Source organism: Pseudomonas sp. YuFO8 (assembly GCF_035065025.1).
GTDB lineage: Bacteria > Pseudomonadota > Gammaproteobacteria > Pseudomonadales > Pseudomonadaceae > Aquipseudomonas > Aquipseudomonas putida_AE.
Window position 1 is genome coordinate 102,104 of sequence record NZ_JAXDEQ010000014.1, and the last position, 17,374, is coordinate 119,477.

General features: G+C 60.6%; 14 protein-coding genes. 4 read left to right on the plus strand and 10 right to left on the minus strand.

What is annotated here, in order from left to right; all coding sequences use genetic code 11:
- Positions 1-118: 118 nt before the first annotated feature.
- Together pncB and nadE are read left to right on the plus strand one after the other, a co-directional pair.
- Complete coding sequence (gene pncB, locus SOP95_RS14915; protein ID WP_323607451.1) at positions 119-1,333, plus strand: nicotinate phosphoribosyltransferase; 1,215 nt, start codon at positions 119-121, stop codon at positions 1,331-1,333.
- 4 nt (positions 1,334-1,337) lie between these two features.
- Complete coding sequence (gene nadE / locus SOP95_RS14920) at positions 1,338-2,165, plus strand: ammonia-dependent NAD(+) synthetase (protein WP_323607454.1); 828 nt, start codon at positions 1,338-1,340, stop codon at positions 2,163-2,165.
- 151 nt (positions 2,166-2,316) lie between these two features.
- Here nadE and azu read toward each other — a convergent pair whose 3' ends face one another.
- Positions 2,317-2,763: an azurin gene (gene azu / locus SOP95_RS14925; protein WP_274076812.1), complete on the minus strand. Its 447-nt coding sequence runs from the start codon at positions 2,761-2,763 to the stop codon at positions 2,317-2,319.
- A 344-nt stretch (positions 2,764-3,107) separates the two neighbouring features.
- Between azu and SOP95_RS14930 the strand changes: the two genes are divergently transcribed.
- Together SOP95_RS14930 and SOP95_RS14935 are read left to right on the plus strand one after the other, a co-directional pair.
- Positions 3,108-3,695, plus strand: a complete 588-nt coding sequence (locus tag SOP95_RS14930; RefSeq protein WP_274076811.1) for a TIGR00730 family Rossman fold protein — start codon at positions 3,108-3,110, stop codon at positions 3,693-3,695.
- 69 nt (positions 3,696-3,764) lie between these two features.
- Positions 3,765-3,944, plus strand: a complete 180-nt coding sequence (locus SOP95_RS14935) for a hypothetical protein (RefSeq protein WP_046819824.1) — start codon at positions 3,765-3,767, stop codon at positions 3,942-3,944.
- 78 nt (positions 3,945-4,022) lie between these two features.
- Here the strand turns inward: SOP95_RS14935 and SOP95_RS14940 are convergent, their stop codons facing one another.
- From SOP95_RS14940 to rpsF, 9 genes are all read right to left on the minus strand, one after another.
- Positions 4,023-4,910 carry a transglutaminase family protein gene (locus SOP95_RS14940; protein WP_323607455.1) on the minus strand — a complete coding sequence of 296 codons (888 nt, stop codon included), beginning with the start codon at positions 4,908-4,910 and terminating at the stop codon, positions 4,023-4,025.
- Complete coding sequence (locus SOP95_RS14945; RefSeq protein WP_323607456.1) at positions 4,910-7,396, minus strand: circularly permuted type 2 ATP-grasp protein; 2,487 nt, start codon at positions 7,394-7,396, stop codon at positions 4,910-4,912. The genes SOP95_RS14940 and SOP95_RS14945 overlap by 1 nt, the downstream gene beginning before the upstream one ends.
- A gap of 88 nt (positions 7,397-7,484) precedes the next feature.
- The gene (locus SOP95_RS14950) at positions 7,485-10,760 is read right to left on the minus strand and encodes a transglutaminase family protein (protein WP_323607457.1); all 3,276 of its coding nucleotides are present in this window, start codon (positions 10,758-10,760) and stop codon (positions 7,485-7,487) included.
- Between the two features lie 381 nt (positions 10,761-11,141).
- Positions 11,142-13,445: a YgiQ family radical SAM protein gene (locus SOP95_RS14955; RefSeq protein ID WP_274076807.1), complete on the minus strand. Its 2,304-nt coding sequence runs from the start codon at positions 13,443-13,445 to the stop codon at positions 11,142-11,144.
- Between the two features lie 190 nt (positions 13,446-13,635).
- Positions 13,636-15,033 (minus strand): replicative DNA helicase, encoded by a 1,398-nt coding sequence (dnaB, locus tag SOP95_RS14960; RefSeq protein WP_008058980.1) that lies wholly within the window; start codon positions 15,031-15,033, stop codon positions 13,636-13,638.
- Between the two features lie 135 nt (positions 15,034-15,168).
- A complete protein-coding gene (gene rplI, locus SOP95_RS14965; RefSeq protein WP_008058981.1) occupies positions 15,169-15,615 on the minus strand; it encodes a 50S ribosomal protein L9 in 447 nt (148 codons plus the stop codon).
- Between the two features lie 19 nt (positions 15,616-15,634).
- Positions 15,635-16,528 (minus strand): hypothetical protein, encoded by an 894-nt coding sequence (locus SOP95_RS14970; protein ID WP_046819829.1) that lies wholly within the window; start codon positions 16,526-16,528, stop codon positions 15,635-15,637.
- Positions 16,529-16,564: 36 nt separating this feature from the next.
- The gene (gene rpsR, locus SOP95_RS14975) at positions 16,565-16,795 is read right to left on the minus strand and encodes a 30S ribosomal protein S18 (RefSeq protein ID WP_002551829.1); all 231 of its coding nucleotides are present in this window, start codon (positions 16,793-16,795) and stop codon (positions 16,565-16,567) included.
- Between the two features lie 28 nt (positions 16,796-16,823).
- Positions 16,824-17,246 carry a 30S ribosomal protein S6 gene (gene rpsF, locus SOP95_RS14980; protein WP_003217491.1) on the minus strand — a complete coding sequence of 141 codons (423 nt, stop codon included), beginning with the start codon at positions 17,244-17,246 and terminating at the stop codon, positions 16,824-16,826.
- Positions 17,247-17,374 lie beyond the last annotated feature (128 nt).

The window sequence follows — 17,374 nt, forward strand, 5'->3', positions numbered from 1 at the left end:
GTCCGCTATCGCGAGCAAGCTCGCTCCCACTGGGATCCGATGCAGACTAAAAAATTACTGGCAATCCCTATCATCGTTATGCGCCACTAGCCTTATTCCATGTGGAGAACCCCCCGTTATGAGCGAGAGTGTGTTTGCCGATCGCATCGTGCAGAACCTGCTCGACACCGACTTCTACAAACTGACGATGATGCAGGCGGTGCTGCACAACTACCCGAACGTAGAAGTCGAATGGGAGTTTCGTTGCCGTAACAGCGAGGATTTGCGCCCCTATCTGGCGGAGATCCGTTTCCAGATCGAACGGCTGGCCGAACTGAGCCTGAGCGCCGACCAATTGGGTTTTCTGGAGCGCATCAGCTTCCTCAAGCCGGATTTCCTGCGTTTTCTCGGGCTGTTTCGCTTCAACCTGCGCTACCTCCACACCGGTATCGAAAACGGTGAACTGTTCATCCGCCTGCGTGGTCCGTGGTTGCATGTGATCCTCTTCGAAGTGCCGATATTGGCGATCGTCAGCGAAGTGCGTAACCGCTATCGCTATCGGGAAATCGTCCTGGAGCAGGCCCGCGAGCAGCTCTATCGCAAGTTCGACTGGCTGACCGCCAACGCCAGCGGCGACGAATTGTCCGAGTTTCAGGTAGCCGACTTCGGCACGCGCCGGCGCTTTTCGTACCGGGTGCAGGAAGAGGTTGTGAACGTGCTCAAGCACGACTTCCCCGGGCGTTTCGTCGGCACCAGCAACGTGCACCTGTCCCGGGAGCTGGACATGAAGCCGCTGGGCACAATGGCCCACGAATGGATCATGGCCCACCAGCAACTCGGCCCGCGGCTGATCGACAGCCAGATTGCCGCCCTCGATTGCTGGGTCCGCGAATACCGCGGCCTGCTGGGGATCGCCCTGACCGACTGCATTACCCTCGATGCCTTCCTCGGCGACTTCGACCTGTTTTTCGCCAAGCTCTTCGACGGTTTGCGCCACGATTCCGGTGATCCGGTGCTCTGGGCGGAAAAGGCCATTGCGCACTACCACAGGCTCGGCATCGACCCGATGAGCAAGACCCTGACCTTCTCCGACAGCCTGACGCTGCCCAGGGCACTGGAAATATTCCGCGCGCTGCGGGGTCGTATCAATGTCAGCTTCGGCATCGGCACCAACCTGACCTGTGACATTCCAGGTGTCGAACCCATGAGCATCGTGCTTAAAATGACCGCCTGCAACGGCGCGCCGGTGGCAAAAATCTCCGACGAGCCCGGCAAGACTCACTGCAAAGACCCGAATTTCGTCGCCTATTTGCGACACGTTTTCCAAGTTCCTGCCCCCTCTAGCAAGGAGTGAATTCATGCAAGCCGTACAGCGTGAGATTGCTGAACAGCTCAAGGTACAACCGCCGTTCGCCGACGAAGCCGCCCTCGAAGCGGAAGTCGCAAGGCGGATTACCTTCATCCAGGATTGCCTGGTCAATTCCGGGCTCAAGACCCTGGTGCTGGGCATCAGTGGCGGTGTCGACTCCCTGACCGCCGGCCTGTTGGCCCAGCGCGCCATGCGTGAACTGCGCGAGCGTAGCGGTGACGACAGTTACAAGTTCATCGCCGTGCGCCTGCCGTACGAAACCCAGTTCGATGAACATGACGCCCAGGCCTCGGTGGACTTCATCAAACCGGACGAGCGCCACACGGTGAACATCGGCCCGGCAGTCAAATCCCTGGCCAACGAAGTCGCGGCGTTCGAAGGCAAGCACGCGGTGTCGGTGGATTTCGTGCTCGGCAACACCAAGGCGCGCATGCGCATGGTCGCCCAGTACACCATCGCTGGCGCAGCCCATGGCCTGGTGATCGGCACCGACCACGCGGCGGAAGCGGTGATGGGTTTCTTCACCAAATTCGGTGACGGTGCCTGCGACCTGGCACCTTTGAGCGGCCTGGTGAAAAACCAGGTCCGCGCCATCGCCCGCAGCTTCGGTGCGCCGGAATCGCTGGTGGAGAAAATCCCGACGGCCGACCTCGAAGACCTGTCACCGGGCAAACCAGATGAAGCGTCCCATGGCGTGACCTATGCCGAGATTGACGCCTTCCTGCACGGTGAGCCGGTGCGTGAGGAAGCGTTCAAGATCATCGTCAATACGTACAACAAGACCCATCACAAGCGGGTGATGCCGTTTGCGCCGTAAGCTGCCGACACCTGTAGGAGCTGTCGAGTGAAACGAGGCTGCGATCTTTTGACTTTGTTCAAGAGCAAGATCAAAAGATCGCAGCCTTCGGCAGCTCCTACAAGTACAAAAAAAGCGTCCCAGGTGGACGCTTTTTTTGTACGCATTTCGATTACTTCAGGGTAACCGTACCTTTCATCATCGAGATGTGGCCTGGGAACGAGCAGAAGAAACCGTATTTTTCATTGGCATCGAGCTTCGACACATCGAAGGTCACAGAATCGGTTTCCTTGGCGCCGATGACCTTGGTGTGGGCGATAACGCGCGCGTCACCTTCCTTCAGGTAGTTCTTGTCGATGCCCGCGCTCAGGCCGTCGGTGGCGATCGGCTGCATGTCGGCTTCTTTGCTCAACACCCAGTTATGGCCCATGACGTTCTTCGGCAGGTTGCCGGAGTGAGTCAGCTTGACGGTAAAGGTCTTGCAGCTCTTGTCGATTTCCATGGCCTTGGTGCTGAAGGACATTTGATCGGTGGAATCAATGGTGGTCTCGCACTCGGCAGCCATCAATTGGCTGCTGGCCAGTGTCAGCAGGGATACCGCAACAAGTTTGGCAAACATGGTGAATCTCCAAGGCAGGGTGAATGAAAAATGCGAATGAACAGAAGACTGCCTGAAAACTTCGCAAGTTCCTATGACCTGAAGCAAAAATTGTATACAACTTTCGGGCTATGAGACCGATCGAGACAATCTACCAGCCAGGCGTCTGCCCCGGCCCTATCATCAGACCGTCCTCATTTTTCGGAGCGTCTGTCATGTCCATCAACAGCCTGTTGTGCAGCTTGCTCGCCGCCTATGCCTGCGGTGCCAGCGGAACCTGCGAAACGCCCAGGCGCGAAGTTTAGCCCTTGGAGCGCAGCGCGCCTGCCTTTACTCTGTGGCCCTGATCGACCCTGGAGTAAAGCATGTCTCTAGCATCCGTTTGTGTTTTCTGCGGCGCCAGCACTGGCACCAACCCGGCTTATCGTGAAGCAGCCGTGGCCCTCGGCCAGGCACTGGCCGAACGCAAGCTGACCCTGGTCTACGGCGGTGGCGCCGTGGGGCTGATGGGCATTGTTGCCGACGCGGCATTGGCGGCCGGCGGCGAAGTGATCGGCATCATCCCGCAGAGTCTCAAGGACAAGGAAATCGGCCACAGCGGCCTGACCCGCCTGGAAGTGGTCGACGGTATGCATGCGCGCAAGGCGCGGATGGCCGAACTCAGCGATGCCTTCATCGCTCTGCCCGGCGGCCTGGGCACCCTGGAAGAATTGTTCGAAGTCTGGACCTGGGGCCAATTGGGCTACCACGGCAAACCGCTGGGTTTGCTGGAAGTGAATGGTTTCTACAGCAAACTCACCGGTTTTCTCGATCACATCGTCGGCGAAGGCTTCGTTCGCGCAGCACACCGTGACATGCTGCAGGTGAGCGAATCGCCGCAGACGCTGCTCGACGCCCTCGATCGCTGGCAGCCGACTGTACCGCCCAAGTGGGTCGAGCAAAAACCCGACTAACGACTTGGCACCGATACAGGGCAGAATACGCGCCGCTCAAACCTCACCTTCGACCCCAGAGGATCGCCCATGGCCAAACCCAATTACTCCTTCGCCAAACGTCAGAGAGACCTGGCCAAGGAACAGAAGAAAGAGGAAAAACTTCAGCGCAAGAAAGCAATGGCTGACGAAGCGGCACTGAACCCTGACGGTGAAGTTGCGGCAGATGACGATGTTGACGCACCGAAAGATCAGGCGCCAGACGCCTGAGTCCCTCCGGGCCGGATGATCTGATCAGGCCCACGGATCTGTGACCGGGGTTGGCAGCTTTGCTGCTGACCCCCGCTCCTACAATGGCATCACTGTGACGCGGACTTCCGGATCATGGTTGCCGCCCCCCAGAATGACCCCACGCAACGGCGACACATCGGAGAAATCCCGGCCCCAGGCCAGGGTGATGTGCTCCAGCGCCGGTTGTACATTGTTGGTCGGATCGAAATCCACCCATCCCGACACCGGGCAATACACCGACACCCAGGCATGGGAAGCATCGGCACCGATCAATCGCGGTTGGCCGGGTGGTGGCTGGGTCAGCAGGTAGCCGCTGATATAACGCGCGGCCAATCCACGGGAGCGCACGCAAGCGAGCATCAGGTGCGCGAAGTCCTGGCACACCCCACGCCGGCGTTCCAGCACTTCCACCAAAGGTGTCGCGACCTGCGTCGCTTCGGCATCGAAAGTAAACTCGCTGAAGATTTTCTCCATCAAGGCCTGGACGCCGAGCAACAGCGGCCTTCCTGCCGGAAAGCAGCTCTCGGAAAACTCGACGAAGTTGCGCTTCAGATGCACATAAGGGGATTCGAACCGGTAACGGCAGGCTTCGAGCATTTCGGGCGCAAGCGGCTGGCTGCTGTAGGTCAGCGCGCTGCGGGTGGCTTCCCACGCTGGAGACCGATTGAAGTCGACCACGGGGCGGGGCAGCACTTCGATCGTCAGGCTGGCGTTGACCAGCAGTTCATCATGGGGACGTTCGAACGCCAGGCGGGTCAGCGGATTGCCGAACACATCCAGTTCATCGCGGCGCGACGTCGGGTCCGGGCTGATCTGCAGTTGCTGATCGGAGCAATGCTGCCACGCACAAGGCCTGGGCCACAGATGCGCCAGCTGCTGGGCCAGGGACACCGGGCTGTCGTAGTGATAATGGGTATCGTGGAAAATCTGGTAGCGAGCGCTCATCAGACGGACACCGTGCGCTGGCTGACATCATCAACGTGGGCAAAGTGACGCAAGGCCAGGCGATCCGAAACCTGCCCGCTGGCATCGGCGATTTCTTGCAGCAGATCGGCCAGCCCTTCGATGGCGGCGCGCACGCTGGTGGCGCCAAACAACGGGTTCTCCAGGCAGGCCAGGTCGAAACGCGCCAGACGCTCCACCAACTGCGCCAGGCCCGCCTCGCGAGGGGTACCAAAATCGTCGCACAGGTGCTTGAGCGTGCGGGTCACCAATTTCAACTGGAACAGTACCGCATGCGGGTTTTGCTCATCGAGCAACAACAGGTCGAGCACCGGGATCAATTGCGCCACCGCGAGGTACCTCGAACGATAGGTGATGCTGCTGTTGCCCAGCTCCAGCAACCATTCCAGCCCCGCCTGATCGAAAGCCCCGGCGCCTCGCAGGAACGCCGCCAGGCTGCCACTGAGAAACTGCAGGCGCTCGATGCGCCGGCCGATCATCAGGAATCGCCAGCCCTCGTCCCGGGTCATGTCGTCCAGGGCAAAACCGGACAGTGCCGCCAGGGACATCACCAGCCGGTTGAGGAAGTCCAGCAGCTCACCGAAGTCCGGCTCCTCGGTCTCGAGTTCCATCGCTTCGCGTTGCAACTCCACCAGCGCCTGCCAGTTTTCCCGCGAGAGCTTGCCCCGCACCTGCGAGGCCGCCCATTGCAAACGCTGCAGGTTGGAACGCAGGCTGAACGGCCAGTCAGCGCCGAGTATCGCGGCCAGCAACCGTTCGGGCAGTTCACCTTCATCGGGTAGCAGGTTCAGTCGCTCGCCAAGATCAACCGCGGCGTCCAGGGCCTGTGGGTCATCGCCGTCGACATACCGCGCCAGCATGATGCGCAGCAACCGTGCACTGTCATCGCAGCGTTCGCAGTAGCGGCCGAACCAGAACAGGTTTTCCACGACCCGTGAGGGCAGATACGGATCGCGACGCACCAGATCATGCACGCCGATGTTGCGTTGGGTTTTCCACTGTTCGCCGCTGGGTGGGCGATTCCCCAGCACCCAGGTGTCTTTGCTTGCACCGCCCCGCTGCATCGACACCACTTCGGCATCCGCCTCGGCGGCCACACGGGTTAAACCACCTGGCAACACCCGATAACCTTCGTGACTGGCCACCGCATACACACGCATGCCGATGGCCCGGGGTTGCAATTGCCCATCCTCGGCCTGCCAGACAGGCGCCTGGGACAGCTGGGCAAGTTCTTGCGCAACATAGGCATAAGGGCGCGCCTGCATGCGCTCGGCGAGCTCATCGCGCTGTAATTCACTCAAATCCCTACCAAACACCGGTGCAAAGCTCTGGGACGGAAATGCTGGCTTTATCAGCAGTTCCGGCAGTTTTTCCAGGGCCTGGGCCAGCACAGGCGCTTCACCGCACCACCAGGTGGCGATGGACGGCAGGATCAGCTCTTCGCCAAACAGGAATTGATTGATCTTCGGCAGGAAACCCAGCAAGCCCGGCGATTCCAGCACCCCGCTGCCGAGGGCGTTGGCCACCAGCACCCGCCCCTGCCGCACGGCCTCAAGCAGCCCTGGTACGCCCAGGGCGGAGTCGGTGCGCAATTCCAGCGGGTCGCAGAAGTCGTCGTCGAGCCGACGCATGATCGCGTGAACCCGACGCAGGCCGCTCAGGGTCTTCAGGTAGACCGTGGCATCACGCACCGTCAGGTCGCCGCCCTCCACCAGCGGATAGCCGAGCTGCCGCGCCAGGTACAGGTGTTCGAAATAGCTTTCGTTGAAACGCCCCGGCGTCAGCAGGACCACCAGGGGCGCCTCTTCATCGCTGGGCGCCTGGCGGGCCAGGGTCTCCTGAAGGGTGCGGAAAAATCCGGCCAGGTGCTGCACCTTCAGGTCACGGTACAACTCGGGGAAGGCCCGGGACACGATAGTGCGGTTTTCCAGGGCGTAGCCAGCTCCGGACGGCGCCTGAGTGCGGTCCGCCGTTACCCACCAGCGGCCATCGGGCGTACGCGCCAGATCCACGGCGTACAGATGTAAAAAGGCGCCGTCAGGCGGCTGGATGCCCTGACAGGGCCAGAGGAAATTGTTGTGGCCAAAGACCAGCTCGGCCGGCAGCAGACCCTCGGCGATCAAGCGTTGCGGGCCATAGAGATCGGCCAGCACGGCATTGAGCAGGCGCGCACGCTGGGCGATGCCGGCGGACAATTGCTCCCACTCATCGGCGGCAATCACATGGGGCAGCAAGTCCAGCTCCCAGGGTCGATCGGCGCCCTTGGGATCGGCATAGACATTATAGGTGACGCCGTTTTCCTGGATCTGCCGGGCCAGCAGCGCCTGACGCTGCACCAACTGCGCGGGCGTGCTGCGCTGCAACTGGTCGAACAGCCGACGCCAGTGCGGCCGTACGGCCCCGCTGTCGTCGAGCAATTCGTGATAGGTGCCCGCCGTCAGCGGGTAGCGGTCTAGCAGGTCAGGCATGGAAAGCTCGGCAGACAGCAATGAACGGTCAGACTAACGCACGCTCATGACACCCGGATAGACGAAAAATCCGGGCGTCGCGTACGAATTAGAAACGTCGCAAATCGAGTGTCATCGGCAGCTCGTCGTTAATTTCCATATTCGGTATCGGAAGTTTCCCCGGCGTGTGTCCGATACGGAAAAAACGCGCCATTCGCCGACTCTCGGCTTCATTGGCGTTGACGGGCAAGGTCTCGTAATTGCGCCCGCCCGGATGGGCGACGTGGTACTGGCAACCGCCCAGCGAACGGCCCATCCAGGTGTCGAGCAGGTCGAACACCAGCGGCGCATGGACCGGGATGGTCGGCTGCAGACAGTTGGCCGGTTGCCAGGCACGAAAGCGCACCCCGGCGACGAACTCGCCAACCCGCCCGGTGGGCTGCAACGGCACAGGTATGCCGTTGCAGGTCAGCAGGTAGCGTTGCGGCGGCAGTCCGCTGAGCTTGACCTGCAGGCGCTCCAGGGACGAGTCCACGTAACGCACCGTGCCACCGACCGCGCCCTCCTCGCCCAGCACATGCCACGGCTCAAGGGCCTGGCGCAGTTCCAGCTCGATGCCATTGACGGCGTAGTCGCCGACCTTGGGAAAGCGGAATTGCAGGTGCGCCGCAAACCACTCTGCCCGCACCGGATAACCGGCGGCATTGAGGTCGACGATAACATCGGCGAAATCCTGTTCGATAAAGTGCGGCAACAGGAATCGGTCGTGCAGCTCCGTGCCCCAGCGCGCCAGTTTCGGCGGCGCATAAGGCTCGCGCCAGAACCGTGCGACCAACGCCCGCAGCAATAGCTGCTGGGCCAGGCTCATGCGTGCATGGGGCGGCATTTCAAAGGCCCGCAACTCCAGCAAGCCCAGGCGACCGGTCGCGCCATCCGGCGAATAAAGTTTGTCGATGCAGAACTCGGCGCGATGGGTATTGCCGGTCACGTCGATCAACAGGTTGCGCAGCAATCGATCCACCAGCCAGGGCGCGCACTCCTCGCCCACCTCGGGCATCTGGGCGAAGGCAATTTCCAGTTCATACAAGGCGTCGTTGCGTGCTTCGTCGATACGCGGGGCCTGGGAGGTGGGCCCGATGAACAGCCCGGAAAACAGGTAGGACAGCGACGGATGGTTATGCCAGTAGCTGATCAGGCTGCGCAGCAAATCCGGACGCCGCAAAAACGGTGAGTCAGCCGGAGTCGCGCCACCCAGTACGAAGTGGTTGCCCCCACCGGTGCCGGTATGCCGGCCGTCGATCATGAATTTCTCGGTGGTGAGTCGGGTCTGGCGCGCTTCCTCATATAGAAACTCGGTGCGTTCAACCAGTTCGTCCCAGGTCGCCGAAGGCTGCACGTTGACTTCGATCACGCCCGGATCAGGGGTGATGCGAAAGTTGCTCAGGCGCGGATCGCTCGGCGGCTCGTAACCTTCCAGCAACACCGGGCAATGCAGCTCCTCGGCGGTGGCTTCGATGGCTGCGACGAGTTCCAGATAGTCTTCGACCCGCTCCAGCGGCGGCAGGAACAGGTACAACCGGCCTTCCCGCGCTTCGGCGCAGAACGCGGTGCGGGTCAGCCAGTCGGCGGACTCATCGATCTTCGGTGGCCGATCTTCAATCAGCGCCGCCGTGCCCTGGCGCTGCAGTTGCCCGGTGTCAGGCAGCGGCGGGAAATCCTGGTTCGGATCGTTGGGGTGAATGAACGGATACTCCGCCGCCTTCACCCACGGTTGTGAGCCCAGTGGCAGGCGATACCCCAGCGGCGAGTCGCCCGGCACCAGGCGGCAGTGCTCGTCACGCAGATACCAGCGCCCGCTTTGCCATTGATCGCCCTTGGCGGTGCGCGCGAGCGGCAGGACCTGGCCAATCACCTTGTCCAGGCCCTGGCTGAAGACTTTGCGCAACCGCGCGCGCTCCAGGGGCTCCTCGAGTCGCGAGTCTTCGGCGCTGACGTTCTGCGGCAAAGTGCCTTCGCGCCAGAGGTAATAGAAATTGTCTTCGTACGCAGGGAACACAAAACGTGTCGGAATTTTCAACCGCTCGGCGACACTCGCCAGGAAACGCCCGGCCACTTCGCCATTGGCGCCGTAATCCTGCTGCTCGTCGGCGATCAGCGCGCTGTTGTGCCAGATCGGCACACCGTCGCGGCGCCAATAGCAATTGAGCGACCAGCGTGGCAGTTGCTCGCCGGGGTACCATTTGCCCTGGCCGAAATGCACCAGGCCTTGCGGGGCATAACGTTTACGCATGCGCTGGAACAGTTCGGCGGACAGCTGGCGCTTGGTCGGCCCCAGTGCCGCGGTGTTCCACTCGGCGCCGTCCGGGTCATCGATGGACACGAACGTCGGCTCACCGCCCATGGTCAGGCGCACATCGCCCGCCAACAGGTCGGCGTCGATCTGCCGGCCAAGGGCCTGGATCGCCTGCCACTGCTCTTCGGTGTAAGGCTTGGTGACCCGCGGAGCTTCCCAGATCCGTTCCACCGACATTTCGTGGCTGAATTCGCACTCGCACGGTTCCACCAAGCCGCTGATCGGTGCCGCAGAGGACGGATCGGGACTACAGGCCAATGGTATGTGTCCTTCACCGGCAAACAGCCCCGAGGTCGCATCCAGGCCGATCCAGCCGGCACCGGGCAGATACACCTCGCACCAGGCGTGCAGGTCGGTGAAATCCACTTCGGTCCCGGAAGGGCCATCGAGGCTTTTCAGGTCAGCGGTCAGTTGAATGAGGTAACCCGACACAAAACGCGCGGCCAGCCCCAGGTTGCGCAGCAGCTGTACCAGCAGCCATGCCGAATCGCGGCAGGAGCCGGAAGCCTGCTCCAGGGTGTGCTCGGGCGTTTGCACCCCCGGCTCCATGCGGATCAGGTAGTTGATGTCTTCGCTCAGGCGCTGGTTGAGCGCGACGAGGAAATCCACGGCCGGCAATGGTGTGCGGTCGATGCCGTCCAGATAAGCCTGGAACTTTGGCGTCAGGGGCAGGGTTTCCAGGTACGGGGCCAATTCCTTGCGCTCGTCGCTTGCGTAGGCGAATGGGATCTTTTCGGCGTAGGGCTCGAGGAAAAAGTCGAACGGATTGAACACCGCCATTTCCGCCAGCAGATCGACTTCGATGCGCAGCTCGTCGGTTTTCTCAGGGAACACCAACCGCGCCAGGTAATTACCCTGGGGGTCCTGCTGCCAGTTGATGAAATGCTGTTCGGGCGAGACTTTCAGCGCATAGGAGAGTATCCGCGTGCGACTGTGGGCGGCCGGACGCAGGCGAACAATCTGCGGACCCAGCTCGACAGCGCGGTCATAGCGATAATGTGTGACGTGATGCAATGCGACATGAATCGACACGGCGTGCCTCCTGCGAGCCCTAAGCGTATTGGAAAGCGCGCAAGACTTATGCCATCGCGCAGTGCTGGCGCTTTCTCCCGTTACAGGAGGCAGTACAGCACCAAAATCGGGCGATGCGGGAAATTGGTTTGAGAGAGTTGCACGTAAATGTGGCGATCGGGGTAGTCACCCTGCTTCAGCGTTGGCTGTACCGGCCTCTTCGCGAGCAAGCCCGCTCCCACAGTGGTTGAGCTTGCCTGCGATTATGTGTTCGCGACAGAACCTGTGGGAGCGGGCTTGCTCGCGAAGAGGCCAGTCGCCCGACACATTTCAGGGATCAGTGCAGTACGCAATGCAAAACGCCAACCCGAAGGTTGGCGTTCTGTTCAGCTCAAGCGCAGCTTAGCGCGGCACAACCGGCTTGCGCGCAGGCTTGGGCCCTTTGCCTTTGGCCGCTTCCTTGCGCTCCTTGGCCGCCTGCTGGTTGCGGGCGAATGCCGCCGCCTTGGCTTGCTCACGCTTGTCCCACGGGTTGCCGCCATCGCTGGCGCGTGGTGGCAGGCCGGTGTGCTGGGTCAGGATCTTGGTGGTCTTTTCCCCTGCAACCTTGTGGCTGCCGGCCGGCGTCGAGTTCTTGCGACGGGCGCTCTGGTAGCTGTCGGTGGACGGCTGGTGCAGCGGGATAAGCTGGTTCTTGCCCGGCCCGATCAGGTCGGCGCGGCCCATGCGGGTCAATGCTTCACGCAGCATCGGCCAGCCCTTCGGGTCGTGATAACGCAGGAACGCCTTGTGCAGACGGCGCTGCTCTTCGCTCTTGACGATGGTCACCGCGTCACTCTTGTAGGTGACCTTGCGCAGCGGGTTCTTGCCCGAGTGGTACATCGCGGTGGCGGTAGCCATCGGCGACGGGTAGAACGCCTGTACCTGGTCGGCACGGAAACCGTTGCCCTTGAGCCACAGCGCCAGGTTCATCATGTCTTCGTCGGTGGTGCCCGGGTGGGCAGCGATGAAGTACGGAATCAGGTACTGCTCCTTGCCTGCTTCCTTGGAGTACTTCTCGAACATGCGCTTGAACTTGTCATAGCTGCCGATGCCCGGTTTCATCATCTGGTTGAGCGGACCTTCCTCGGTGTGTTCCGGGGCGATCTTCAGGTAACCACCGACGTGGTGGGTCACCAGCTCTTTAACGTATTCCGGCGACTCGACCGCGAGGTCATAGCGCAGGCCGGAGGCAATCAGGATCTTCTTCACACCCGGCAATTCACGGGCGCTGCGGTACAGCTTGATCAGGGCAGAGTGGTCGGTGTTCAGGTTCGGGCAGATGCCAGGGAACACGCACGATGGCTTGCGGCACGCGGATTCGATTTCCGGGGTCTTGCAGGCGATGCGATACATGTTCGCGGTAGGGCCACCCAGGTCGGAAATCACGCCGGTAAAACCGGGGACCTTGTCGCGAATTTCTTCGATCTCGCGAATGATCGATTCGTGGGAACGGTTCTGGATGATCCGGCCTTCGTGCTCGGTGATCGAGCAGAATGTGCAGCCACCGAAGCAGCCACGCATGATGTTCACCGAGAAACGGATCATGTCGTAGGCCGGGATTTTCTCCTTGCCGTACGCCGGGTGCGGAATACGGGCGTAAGGCATGCCGAACACGTAGTCCATTTCTTCAGTGGTCATCGGAATCGGTGGCGGGTTGAACCAGACATCGACTTCGCCGTGCTTCTGGACCAGGGCACGGGCGTTACCCGGGTTGGTTTCCAGGTGCAGCACGCGGTTGGCGTGGGCGTAGAGCACCGCGTCGTTGCGGACCTTTTCTACCGAAGGCAGGCGGATCACCGTCTTGTCGCGGGTCATCTTCGGGCTTGCCAGGATCTGCACGACCTTGGCTTCCTGCGGGTCTTCAACCGGACCCTTTTCCTGCTCGATGGCGCAGGCCTGGGTGTCCTGGGTGTTGACGTACGGGTTGATGATCTTGTCGATCTTGCCCGGACGGTCGATGCGCGTGGAGTCGACTTCGTACCAGTCTTTTGGTGTGTCACGACGGATGAACGCGGTGCCGCGCACGTCGGTGATGTCTTCGATCTTGTGACCGTAGGACAAGCGCTGGGCGACTTCGACGATCGCACGCTCGGCGTTGCCGTAGAGCAGGATGTCGGCGCAGGCGTCGATCAGGATCGAGTTGCGTACCCGGTCCTGCCAGTAATCGTAGTGGGCGATGCGGCGCAGGGACGCTTCGATGCCGCCAAGAACGATCGGCACGTTTTTGTAAGCTTCCTTGCAGCGCTGGCTGTACACCAGGCTCGCGCGGTCCGGACGTTTGCCCGCCATGCCGCCCGGGGTGTAGGCGTCATCGGAACGGATTTTCTTGTCGGCGGTGTAGCGGTTGATCATCGAGTCCATGTTGCCGGCCGCGACACCGAAGAACAGGTTCGGCTCGCCGAGCTTCATGAAGTCGTCTTTGGACTGCCAGTTCGGCTGGGCAATGATGCCGACGCGGAAGCCCTGGGACTCCAGCAGTCGGCCGATGATCGCCATGCCGAACGACGGGTGATCGACGTACGCATCACCGGTGACGATGATGATGTCGCAGGAATCCCAGCCAAGCTGATCCATCTCCTCCCTGCTCATGGGCAGGAATGGCGCTGGCCCGAAACATTCGGCCCAGTACTTGGGATAGTCAAATAACGGCTTGGCTGCTTGCATGTCGATAACCGGTGTTGGCTTTCATTGAATTTCGCGGGCGCGGAATATAGCACAAATTTTGACCAATTCCGACGGCTGTGGTCGGAAATTGCGTCGCCCCTATCGCGAGCAAGCTTGCTCCTACAGGTACGACGCGCGCCCTGCAGGCGCTGGCTTGCCAGCGATGGGGCCCTTCAGGACGCCATAAAACTTATTCGTCGTCGTCGAAGTTATAGCTACCCGGCGCCAGGTTCTCGAACCGCGTGTACTTGCCGATAAAGGCCAGGCGAATAAAGCCGATCGGCCCGTTCCGCTGCTTGCCGATGATGATCTCGGCAATGCCCTTGTGCTCGGTCTCGGGGTGATACACCTCGTCGCGATACACGAACATGATCACGTCGGCGTCCTGCTCGATCGCTCCGGATTCGCGCAAGTCGGAGTTCACCGGGCGCTTGTTCGGGCGTTGTTCCAGGGAACGGTTGAGCTGGGACAGTGCCACCACCGGGCAGTTGAATTCCTTGGCCAGGGCTTTCAGGGACCGGGAGATCTCGGAAATCTCGTTGGTCCGGTTGTCACCGCTGGAACCCGGGATCTGCATCAGCTGCAGGTAGTCGATCATGATCAGGCCGACTTCGCCATGCTCACGCACCAGACGCCGGGTCCGCGCACGCATTTCCGACGGACTGATGCCCGCGGTATCGTCGATGAACAGCTTGCGATCGTTGAGCAGGTTGACCGCTGAGGTCAGGCGTGGCCAATCGTCGTCTTCCAGCTGACCGGAACGGACCTTGGTCTGGTCGATACGCCCCAGGGACGACAGCATACGCATGATCAGCGATTCGCCTGGCATCTCCAGCGAGTAAACCAGAACCGCCTTCTCGCTGCGCAACACGGCGTTTTCCACCAGGTTCATGGCAAAGGTGGTCTTACCCATGGACGGACGGCCGGCGACGATGATCAAGTCGGCCGGCTGCAGGCCGCTGGTCTTCTCGTCGAGGTCGGTATAGCCAGTGGACAGGCCGGTGATGGCGTTGTCGGTGTTGAACAGGGTGTCGATGCGGTCGATGGCCTTGGTCAACAGGTCATTCACACCCACCGGGCCACCGGTTTTCGGCCGGGCCTCGGCGATCTGGAAGATCTGCCGCTCGGCCTCGTCGAGAATCTCGGCGGCGGTACGGCCTTCCGGGTTGAACGCGCTATCGGCGATTTCGGTGCTGATGCCGATCAGCTGGCGCAAGGTGGCCCGCTCACGAACGATCTGCGCATAGGCCTTGATGTTGGCGACCGATGGCGTGTTTTTCGCCAGTTCGCCCAGGTAACCAAGGCCGCCGACCTGGGACGTCTGGCCTTCCTTGTCCAGTTGCTCGGACAGGGTCACGACGTCGATCGGCATGTTTTGATCGGCCAGCTTGGCGATCGCACGGAAGATCAGACGGTGGTCATGTCGATAGAAATCGCCGTCGGAGACTTGATCGAGCACGCGCTCCCAAGCGTTGTTGTCCAGCATCAGACCACCGAGTACAGCCTGTTCGGCTTCGATGGAATGCGGCGGCACCTTCAGCGCGGCGGTTTGCAGATCGTATTGCTCAGGAGCGGAAATTTCGTTCATGGCCACTTGGTTTGTTAAGGAAAAGCAGGGGTTTGAAAACAGGTGTTACCAGAAAGACAAAGGGCACGACCTGTGAACAGGATCGTGCCCGATGTTACCGGCAAGCACCCGAGGGTGCCAGCCGACAAGTGCTGCTTAAGCTGCTACCACGACAACGCGTACGGTGGCTTCAACTTCGGCGTGCAGGTGCACGGCTACGTCGAATTCACCTACGTTACGGATAGTGCCGTTCGGCAGACGAACTTCGCTTTTCGCTACTTCAACGCCGGAGGCGGTCAGTGCGTCAGCGATGTCGTGAGTACCGATCGAACCGAACAGCTTGCCTTCGTCGCCAGCGGTGGCAGTGATGGTCACTTCCAGCTCGGCCAGTTGGGCAGCGCGGCTTTCAGCCGACGATTTACGATCTGCTGCGGCTTTTTCCAGCTCGGCACGACGCTCTTCGAACGCAGCCAGGTTGGCTGGGGTCGCAGCGGTAGCTTTGCCGTAAGGCAGCAGGTAGTTACGACCGTAACCAGCCTTAACGTTCACTTTGTCACCCAGGTTGCCCAGGTTGGTGACTTTTTCCAGAAGGATCAGTTGCATGTGAAAATCCTCTTAACTTTTAACCTTCACCGTTCGCATCATCGGCGTCTTTCGGCGCCAGACGACCGCGAAAATCAATCAGGCTGTCGACGATGGCCAGGACCACCAGCAACGGATAGATCAGCTGCATGAACAGCAACAGCGTGACGTACAACCCCACCAGCCAGAATTTGGCCAGTCGCTTTTGCGCCACCAGCCCGTGAATCAGGGCCAGCCCGGCGAAAACCAGCGGTACGCTGCACAACGGTACAAGCATGGACATCTGGACACCGAGATTCGGTGACACAACCATGCCCGCCAGCAGCAACATCGCGGGACCCAGCGGGATTCGGACGGCGCGAAACTCGCGACCAAAACCACCGGGGTTGTACAACAACGCCTGCCAGTAGCGCCCGACAATCAGGCTCAGCACACTGACGATTTGCAACAGGGCCGCAATCAGGCCGGTCAGGATCGGTGTAATCAGGGACGCGAAACGCGCTTGCTCGTCTACCGACATCTGCTGGTAGACATCACCGAGTAGCGACGGCATGACTTTTATCAAAGCCTGCGCCAGCATCTCGATCTGGGGACCAAAAGCCATCCCCAGCACCACTGAAAACACCACTCCCATCGCTATGCTGACCAGCAGCACGCGGTTCCAGGACTCGCTTGCGCGCAAAACCAACGCAAGGCTCGCAGACCCCAGCAGCACCAGAAGTGCCCGTGGGTCGTCGGAGTAAAGCCACCAGATCAATGCCGGCAGCAGTCCCAGAGCAAGAACGCCCAGGGCGTCCTTCAATCCGCGCCGCAGGAGCACAAGGCATCCGGCGGCAGCACCCAACCAATACAACAACGGCAATGCCGCGCATCCAGCCACTACGAGAGTGGCCTGCATACGGCCCCGCATGATGAACTCAGCTAAGGCACGCATACATTCAATCCTTTGCTACGTGTCGACTGCCCGGTCTCAGCGGCCGTGGCTGTCGGTGTAGGCCAGCAGGGCCAGGAAGCGGGCGCGCTTGATAGCGGTGGCCAGCTGACGCTGATAACGTGCTTTGGTACCGGTGATGCGGCTTGGAACGATTTTGCCGGTCTCGGATACGTAGGCTTTCAGAGTGTTGAGATCTTTGTAATCGATCTCTTTCACGTCTTCAGCGGTGAAGCGGCAGAATTTACGACGACGGAAGAAACGTGCCATTTGATAGGCTCCTTAAAAGGTCCGTGGATTACTCGTCAGCGTTATCGCTGTTGTCGCTGTCATCACTATCAGCGCTTTCAGCGCCTTCGTGCTCAGGACGGTCGCGACGCTCACGGCGCTCACTGCGGTTTTCTTCAGCCTTGAGCATCTCGGATTGGCCGGTAACGGCTTCTTCGCGACGGATGACCAGGTTACGGATCACTGCATCGTTGTAGCGGAAGTTGTCTTCCAGCTCGGCCAGGGCCTTGCCAGTGCACTCAACGTTCAGCATCACGTAGTGAGCCTTGTGAACATTGTTGATTGCGTAGGCCAGTTGACGACGGCCCCAATCTTCCAGACGGTGGATTTTGCCGCCGTCTTCTTCGATCAGCTTGGTGTAACGCTCAACCATGCCGCCGACTTGCTCGCTTTGATCCGGGTGGACCAAAAAGATGATTTCGTAATGACGCATGAATGCTCCTTACGGGTTGTAGCCTGCCGCTCAAAAGCGGTCAGACAAGGAGTGAATGACACTTATGGACTTGAGGACGCTAGACACGTGGGTGCCTGCCATCACAGCAAGGGGCGCAATTGTAGAGA

Bases quoted from the DNA above. Each gene is read 5' to 3' on its own strand.
- pncB (WP_323607451.1), top strand. From the start codon at position 119: ATGAGCGAGAGTGTGTTTGCCGATCGCATCGTGCAGAACCTGCTCGAC.
- nadE (WP_323607454.1), top strand. From the start codon at position 1,338: ATGCAAGCCGTACAGCGTGAGATTGCTGAACAGCTCAAGGTACAACCG.
- azu (WP_274076812.1), bottom strand. From the start codon at position 2,763: ATGTTTGCCAAACTTGTTGCGGTATCCCTGCTGACACTGGCCAGCAGC.
- SOP95_RS14930 (WP_274076811.1), top strand. From the start codon at position 3,108: ATGTCTCTAGCATCCGTTTGTGTTTTCTGCGGCGCCAGCACTGGCACC.
- SOP95_RS14935 (WP_046819824.1), top strand. From the start codon at position 3,765: ATGGCCAAACCCAATTACTCCTTCGCCAAACGTCAGAGAGACCTGGCC.
- SOP95_RS14940 (WP_323607455.1), bottom strand. From the start codon at position 4,910: ATGAGCGCTCGCTACCAGATTTTCCACGATACCCATTATCACTACGAC.
- SOP95_RS14945 (WP_323607456.1), bottom strand. From the start codon at position 7,396: ATGCCTGACCTGCTAGACCGCTACCCGCTGACGGCGGGCACCTATCAC.
- SOP95_RS14955 (WP_274076807.1), bottom strand. From the start codon at position 13,445: ATGCAAGCAGCCAAGCCGTTATTTGACTATCCCAAGTACTGGGCCGAA.
- dnaB (WP_008058980.1), bottom strand. From the start codon at position 15,033: ATGAACGAAATTTCCGCTCCTGAGCAATACGATCTGCAAACCGCCGCG.
- rplI (WP_008058981.1), bottom strand. From the start codon at position 15,615: ATGCAACTGATCCTTCTGGAAAAAGTCACCAACCTGGGCAACCTGGGT.
- SOP95_RS14970 (WP_046819829.1), bottom strand. From the start codon at position 16,528: ATGCGTGCCTTAGCTGAGTTCATCATGCGGGGCCGTATGCAGGCCACT.
- rpsR (WP_002551829.1), bottom strand. From the start codon at position 16,795: ATGGCACGTTTCTTCCGTCGTCGTAAATTCTGCCGCTTCACCGCTGAA.
- rpsF (WP_003217491.1), bottom strand. From the start codon at position 17,246: ATGCGTCATTACGAAATCATCTTTTTGGTCCACCCGGATCAAAGCGAG.